The sequence below is a fragment of the Micromonospora sp. 4G55 genome, assembly GCF_016803375.1.
In genome coordinates this window covers 1-6,771 of record NZ_JAEVHN010000324.1, presented here as the reverse complement: position 1 = coordinate 6,771, position 6,771 = coordinate 1, and the positions used below count along the sequence as shown (strand labels likewise).

Here is a 6,771-nt window from a genome sequence, read left to right as displayed (position 1 = left end):
CGGTCGGTGACCCGGTTCCGGGCCGTCCGGCCGGGGGCGGAGAGCAGCAGCAGCGCCTTGGCCACCGCGCTGGTCAGGTCGTGGTCGGTGCCCTGGATCAGCCCCCGGGCCCCGGCGTTGATCGTCGCCGCGGCGGCCTCGGACTCCTCGGCCCCGAGCAGCAGCACGGCGGCCTGTGGCGCACGGGCGAGCACCCGGCGGACGAAGCCGGCACTGTCGGGTCGGGTGAGGGCGGTGTCGGCGAGCACGACGTCGACGGGGCGCTCGGCCAGCCGCAGCATCACCTCGGGATCGGAGACGGCGGTCCGCACGACCGCGGCCAGGCCGAGCCGGGCGGCGGCCGAGGTCAACTGCTGCGCGGCGAGCGGTGTCCGGACGCAGACGAGAACGGTACGCACGGTGGTCTCCTCTCCGCAGAGAGCAGACCATGGCCGGCTGGGCCGGGGTGGAGGTTCCCCGCAATCCTCCGAACTTTTCCGACATCCAGGGCATATGCCGCGACTTGTCCGAGGTTTTCGATCACAGAAGTGTGAGTCGGGGAAAGGTCGGGTACCGAGACGCCAGGCCGGAACCGGTGCGCCTGCGCGGACCGCCGCCCGGACACCGGATGCGAACGAGACCTCCGCGGTGCCGCGCGGGAGGAGGGGTGCTGATGTCGAACGTACGTAGACTGCCCGGACCCATCGTCGACCTGTGGGACTGGCAGCGGCTCGGTGCCTGTCGGGGCCGCGACAGCGCGCAGTTCTTCCACCCCGACGGCGAGCGCGGCTCATCCCGGCTGCGCCGCGAGTCCGGCGCCAAGGCCGTCTGCCGGGCCTGCCCGGTCCGGGCCGAGTGCGCCGCCCACGCGCTGTCCGTCCGCGAGCCGTACGGCGTCTGGGGCGGCTTCAGCGAGTCCGAGCGGCTGCGGCTGCTCGCGCTGGGCTGGGAGGACCTGGCCGACCGTCGGCAGACCCGGGTCGACATCGCCCGGCTGGAGGCCCGCCTGGGCCGCCCGCACAAGTCCGCCGTGCCGGACCAGCGCAAGGTCGCCTGACCCCGGCCGAGAGACCCCGACCACGCCGCGCTCCGCAAACCGGAGCGCGGCGTCGGCGCGTTCCCGGCCCGCGGCCCTGGCCGGTCGCCAGGCCGGGTCTGACCCCACTCTGATCCCGGTCCGGTCCCAGTCTGGTTCTGGTCCCGGTCCCGGTCTGGTCCCGGCCTGGCCCCGGTCTGGTCCCGGTCCGGGCGGCAGGTGGGTCGGAGACGCTACGGATCTGATGACGTGAACGGATCAGCCCCACCTGCCGCAGGGCGTCGCCCTCCGGGGCGCCGAGCCGCGCCCGGTCCGGCCGCCGGAGCGACTCCGTTTGCGGCGTGTCGCGGTGTCGCAGCCGTCGGGACACCGCGACACACCGCAAACGGCGAACTCGCGTGCGCGGACCGATCACGACCGGCGCACCTGGGGTGGCCGGGGCGGGGTCAGCGGACGGTGACCTTGACCGTGTGCCAGCCGGTGGCGCCGTCCGGCTCGACCGGCTGTTCCCGGCCGGTCTGCGTCTCGCCGGTGGCATCGGTCGCCCGAACCTGGAGGGTGTGCTCGCCCGGGGTGGCGTCCCAGCGCCAGGACCACTGCACCCAGGTGTCCACCGACACCGTCGGGGCGAGCGTCGCCTCCCGCCATGGGCCGCCGTCGACGCGTACCTCGACCCGGCTGATCCCGCGGTGCTGGGCCCAGGCCACCCCGGCCACCATGACCGGGCCGGTGGTGAGCCGGTTGCGCGGGCGGGGCGTGTCGATCCGGGACTGGGTCTTGACCGGTCCCTGCGCCGACCAGCCCCGCGGCACCCAGTACGCGTCGAAGTCGGCGAAGCTGGTCAGCTCCAGCTCGGTCACCCACTTGCACGCCGAGACGTAGCCGTACAGGCCGGGCACCACCATGCGGACCGGGAAGCCGTGTTCGACCGGCAGCGGCTCGCCGTTCATCCCGACCGCCAGCAGGGCGTCCCGCCCGTCCCGCAGCACCGCCGTCGGGGTGCCACAGGTCCAGCCGTCGACCGAGCGCCCCACCACCTGGTCCGCGCCCTCCTCCGGGTCCGCCTCGTCCAGCAACTCCTTGAGGGGTACGCCCAACCACCGGGCGTTGCCGATCAGGTCCCCGCCCACCTCGTTGGAGACGCAGGCCAGGGTCACGTACCGCTCCACCATCGGCCGGGCGAGCAGGTCGGCGAAGCTCAGCTCGATCGGGTTGCGCACCCGCCAGTGGATCCGCAACCGCCAGGTCTCCGGGCCGACCCCGCCGCCGACCACCCGGTGCTGGCCTGGATGGAGGGGACCGCGCTGCGACCGGTCCGGGCCGCGCTGGCCGCCGCCGACTGGGCGGACTTCCGGGCCGAGCTGGGGGTACGCCTCGCCGAGGCGTACCCGGTGCGGCAGGGTCAGGTGTACTTCCCGTTCCGCCGGATCTTCACCGTCGCCCGTACCGTCGCCCGCGCAGAGGAGAACCTGTGACCGACCTGCCCACCTTCATCGCCGGACTGCCCAAGGTGGAGCTGCACGTGCACCACGTCGGCTCCGCCTCGCCCCGCATCGTCGCCGAGCTGGCCGCTCGGCACGAGGGGCGCAGCCCGGTCCCGGCGGACCCGGCCGCGCTCACCGACTACTTCGCGTTCCGCGACTTCGCCCACTTCATCGAGGTGTACCTCAGCGTCGTGGACCTGATCCGCGACCCGGAGGACGTCTGGATCCTCACCCACGAGGTGGCTCGCGAGCTGGCCCGTCAGCAGGTCCGATACGCCGAGCTGACCATCACCCCGTACTCGCACGTGCGCCGGGGCATCCCCGCCCCGGCGTTCTGCGAGGCGATCGAGGACGCCCGCAAGCGGGCCGAGGCCGACTTCGGCATCGCCCTGCGCTGGTGCTTCGACATCCCCGGCGAGGCCGGGCTGCCGGCGGCCGAGGAGACCCTGCGGATCGCCCTGGAGGAGCGCCCGGACGGGCTGATCAGCTTCGGCCTCGGCGGTCCCGAGATCGGGGTGCCCCGGCCGCAGTTCAAGCCGTACTTCGACCAGGCTCGGGCGGCCGGGCTGCGCTCGGTGCCGCACGCGGGGGAGACCACCGGCCCGCAGACGGTCTGGGACGCCCTGCGCGACCTGGGCGCCGAGCGGATCGGGCACGGCATCTCCGCCGCCGAGGACCCGGAGCTGCTGGCGTACCTGGCCGAGCACCGGATCGCGTTGGAGGTCTGCCCGACCTCCAACGTCCGTACCCGGGCCGTGGCGCGGCTGGCGGAGCACCCGCTGCGGCGGCTGGTCGACGCCGGTGTGCTGGTCAGCATCAACTCCGACGACCCGCCGATGTTCGGCACCACCCTCAACGACGAGTACGCGGTGGCCGCCGCGCTGCTCGACGTCGGCCCCGAGGGGGTGGCCGCGCTGGCCCGGGACGGGGTGACCGCCTCGTTCCTCGAACCGGGCGAGAAGGCCCGGATCAGCGCCGAGATCGACGCCTGGTTGGCCGCCGGGACGCGCTGAGCCTGCGGAGCACGTCGCGCGGCCGGACCCAGGTCGGCCGGCCGCGCCGGGGCGCCGGTCTCCGCCGAAGCATCAGGGCTTGGAGGCGGTCAGGTCGAGAGCGGCCGGGGCAGCGAGCGTGACCGGTGTCGCGGCGGTCGCGTCCGGATCGCGGGCGGGGCGACGCCGTCCGCCAGCACCGGGTCCTGCCAGAGCGCGAGCGTGAGGGCGATGCCCGCGCCGACCACGGCGGCCCAGCGCAGCAGCCGGGTCACGGAGGGGCTCATCGGGTCACCTCACGACGGTCGCTGAGAGGTGGGGCGCGCGGCGGGAGCGGGTGTGGGGGGACCGTGCCCCCGCCGCGCGCTCGGGCTCCACCGGCCGGCAGTTGTCAGGGGCGACAAGACCGGTGGAGCTGATGGGTTCTCCCTGATCCTGGCAGCGTCCCGCCGCGTCGGCGCCCGCGTTAATCCGGATCTAAGGAAGACTTGCGCCACCGCACAACCAACGCCCGCCCGCCTCGCCGCCGGGGCGTCCCGGTCGCGGAACGGCGCTGCCGGTCGTGGTGGTCAGTCGTCGGCGGGACGCTGCCGGGGCCACCGGCGCCTGCTGGTCTTCTGCTCCCGGGCCTCCCGGGCCATCCGGCCGACCAGCCCGAAGCGGTTGACCTGCCGGGGCGTCGCCTCCGGATCGGCCAGCAGCATCACCACGCTGGCCCCGCCCAGCCGGGCCCGGTCGATGCTCACCGAACCGTTGGCCTGCAACGCCACCCGCTTGGCGATGTCCAGCCCCAGCCCGGTGGAGCCCTGGTCGCTGGCGCCCCGGCGCAACGCCCGGTCCGGGTTGGCGATGCCGGGGCCGGCGTCGTCGATCCGGATCGCCACGTAGCCGTCCCGGCGCGAGACCGCCACCTCGAACGCCGTCCCCTGCGGCGTGTAGCGGAACACGTTGCCGATCACCGCGTCCAACGCGGCGGCCAGCTCGGCGCGCGGCACCGGCGCGGGGATGCGCAGCTGGGCGCCGCTGACCCGGTGCGGCCGGTTCTGGTCGCCGGCCAGGGCCGCCCAGAACACCATCCGGTCCCGGACCACCTCGCTGACGTCGCACTCCGCCGGCCCGGCCTCGTGGGCCACCGCCTTGCGGGTGGTCTTGATCAGCACGTCGATCTCACCCTCGAGGGTGACGATCGCCTGCCGGATGCGCCGGATCGCGCGCCGCCGGTCCAGCTCGGCCGGGGTGAACGAGCCGACGCTGGTGTCGTCGGAGTCCAGCCCCTCGGCGTCCAGCCGCAGCACCGTCAGCGGCGTCCGCAGCCGGTGCGACAGGTCCGCCACCAGCTCCCGTTCGTCGGTGCGGGAGGCGACCAGCCGGTCGGCCATCCGGTTGAACGCGTACCCGGCCTCGGCCAGCTCCCGCGGGCCGCTCGGCTCGACGCGTACGCCCAGGTCGCCGTCGCCGACGGCCAGGGTCGCCTTGACCAGCCCTCGGGTGGAGTCGACCGCGCGGGCCGCCACCGGTCCACCACGATCACGGCGGCGCCGACCAGGGCCACGGCGACGGCGGCGAGCAGCAGCCAGGTGCCGCCGGAGCCCTCGTCGAGGTCGGCCTCGGGGACGAACACCTCGACCACGGCCACCCGGCCGTCGAGCACCACCGGGTCCAGCCGCAGCACCCCGCCGGAGACGTCGGTGACCACCGACCGCTTCTCCGTGCGGGCCCGTTGCAGGTCCGTCTCGGCGGCGCGGCCGGCCGTCTCGTCCCCCGCCCAGCCCGTGCACCACCGGCCGGGTCGCCGGGTCGTCCCCCGGTGGCCTCCACGGCCGTCGCACGGCCGCTGGTTCGGTGCTGACCGCCAGCGCCCCGGTGACCAGCGCGCTGCGCCGCGCCGCGTCGGCCAGCGCCTCGTCGCGGACGTCGTCGCGCAGGCTCACCCCGAGCGGGATCAGGAACGCCAGCGCGACCAGCGCGCACATGCCGGCCGTGAGGTAGGCCAGCGCCAGCCTCAGTCCGGGGCCACCAGTCGGAAGCCCACCCCCCGCACGGTGCGCAGGTAGCGCGGCTTCGCCGCGGACTCGCCCATCTTTCGGCGTAGCCAGTACAGGTGAACGTCGATGGTCTGGTCCTCGCCGACCGACGGCTGCCGCCATACCTCCTCCAAGAGCTCCCGGCGGGACACTACCCGGCCGGTCGTGCGGCGAGATACGCCAGCAGGTCGAATTCCTTGCGGGTCAGCGCCAGCGGCTCCCCGTCGAGCACCGCGCTGCGCTCGCCCACGTCCACCCGCAGGCCGCCCACCGTGTGCACCGCCGGCTGCACCGTCCGGCTGGCCCGGCCGACCCGGCGCAGCACGGTGGTGATCCGGGCGTCCAGGTGCGCGCCGGTGAACGGCTTGACCATGTAGTCGTCCGCGCCGGCCCGCAGCAGCCGGACCACCGACTGCTCGTCGTCGCGGGCGGTGGCGATGATGATCGGGACGTCGGTGATGCCGCGCAGCATCCGCAGCGCGTCCGAGCCGTCCAGGTCGGGCAGGCCGAGGTCGAGCACGACGAGGTCGGGGGTCTCGGCGGCGACCCGGCGCAGCGCGTCCAGCGCCGTGCCGACGGCGTGTACCGCGTGCCCCCGCTCGCTGAGGGAACGCAGCATCGCGCCGCGTACGACGTGGTCGTCTTCGACCAGGAGCACGGTGGCCACGTCAGCACCGTACTGCCCGTGGCAAGTTGATCGCGTTGCGGAGGGCGCGCGCACCGGGCAAGCTGGCACGACGATGACGTTCACCCTGTTTCCCGACACCCGGCTGGCCCTGGCCCGGGACAGTCTCACCGGTCTCTCCGTCGGCGACGCGCTGGGATCGCAGTTCTTCGTACCGGGCCGGCACCCGGACGACATGGCAGCCGGCCGGCTGCCCCCGCCGCCCTGGCAGTGGACCGACGACACCGAGATGGCCTGCTCGGTCGTCGCCGAACTCGCCGAGCACGGCGGCATCGACCGGGACCGGCTGGCGCTCGCCTTCGCCGAGCGCTGCGAGCCGTACCGGGGATACGGGCCGGGCGCGGTGACGATCCTGCGCCTGATCCGCACCGGCACGCCCTGGCCGGTGGCCGCCGCGTCGGCGTTCGACGGGCAGGGCTCCTGCGGCAACGGCGCGGCGATGCGGGTCGGGCCGTTGGGCGCCTGGTTCGCCGACTCCACCACCCGGGCCGCGGCGCAGGCCCGCGCCTCCGCCGAGGTCACCCACGCCCACCCGGAGGGGATCGCCGGCGCCGTGGCGGTGGCCGTGGCC

At 74.8% G+C, this 6,771-nt stretch carries 4 protein-coding genes and 5 pseudogenes; 4 read left to right on the top strand and 5 right to left on the bottom strand.

Translation table 11 applies throughout. The features are described 5' to 3' along the window. Window positions 1–398: pseudogene (locus tag JNW89_RS22925) on the bottom strand (helix-turn-helix transcriptional regulator); the annotation flags it as partial. A gap of 254 nt (window positions 399–652) precedes the next feature. Between JNW89_RS22925 and JNW89_RS22920 the strand changes: the two are divergent. Further along, window positions 653–1,036, top strand: coding sequence for a WhiB family transcriptional regulator (locus JNW89_RS22920; RefSeq protein WP_154941882.1), 384 nt, complete (start codon window positions 653–655; stop codon window positions 1,034–1,036). 425 nt (window positions 1,037–1,461) lie between these two features. Here JNW89_RS22920 and JNW89_RS22915 read toward each other — a convergent pair. After that, a pseudogene (locus tag JNW89_RS22915) lies at window positions 1,462–2,274 on the bottom strand (molybdopterin-dependent oxidoreductase); the annotation flags it as partial. Between the two features lie 9 nt (window positions 2,275–2,283). Between JNW89_RS22915 and JNW89_RS22910 the strand changes: the two are divergent. Next, window positions 2,284–2,490: pseudogene (locus JNW89_RS22910) on the top strand (trans-aconitate 2-methyltransferase); the annotation flags it as partial. After that, window positions 2,487–3,512 carry an adenosine deaminase gene (locus JNW89_RS22905; protein WP_238449553.1) on the top strand — a complete coding sequence of 342 codons (1,026 nt, stop codon included), beginning with the start codon at window positions 2,487–2,489 and terminating at the stop codon, window positions 3,510–3,512. The pseudogene JNW89_RS22910 and the gene JNW89_RS22905, both read left to right, overlap by 4 nt. An 89-nt stretch (window positions 3,513–3,601) precedes the next feature. On the opposite strand, the gene JNW89_RS22900 is transcribed toward JNW89_RS22905, so the two are convergent. The 3 genes and pseudogenes from JNW89_RS22900 to JNW89_RS22890 all read right to left on the bottom strand — a co-directional run bounded on the left by JNW89_RS22900 (window position 3,602) and on the right by JNW89_RS22890 (window position 6,182). Next, window positions 3,602–3,778: a hypothetical protein gene (locus tag JNW89_RS22900; RefSeq protein WP_238450450.1), complete on the bottom strand. Its 177-nt coding sequence runs from the start codon at window positions 3,776–3,778 to the stop codon at window positions 3,602–3,604. A 282-nt stretch (window positions 3,779–4,060) separates the two neighbouring features. Beyond that, window positions 4,061–5,464, bottom strand: a pseudogene (locus JNW89_RS22895) (ATP-binding protein). A gap of 29 nt (window positions 5,465–5,493) precedes the next feature. After that, window positions 5,494–6,182, bottom strand: a pseudogene (locus JNW89_RS22890) (response regulator transcription factor). A gap of 73 nt (window positions 6,183–6,255) precedes the next feature. Between JNW89_RS22890 and JNW89_RS22885 the strand changes: the two are divergent. Next, on the top strand, window positions 6,256–6,771 hold a 516-nt coding region (locus tag JNW89_RS22885), incomplete at its 3' end, for an ADP-ribosylglycohydrolase family protein (RefSeq protein ID WP_238450449.1).

Coding starts and splice junctions, on each gene's coding strand:
- JNW89_RS22920 (WP_154941882.1), top strand. CDS start 653: ATGTCGAACGTACGTAGACTGCCCGGACCCATCGTCGACCTGTGGGAC.
- JNW89_RS22900 (WP_238450450.1), bottom strand. CDS start 3,778: ATGAGCCCCTCCGTGACCCGGCTGCTGCGCTGGGCCGCCGTGGTCGGC.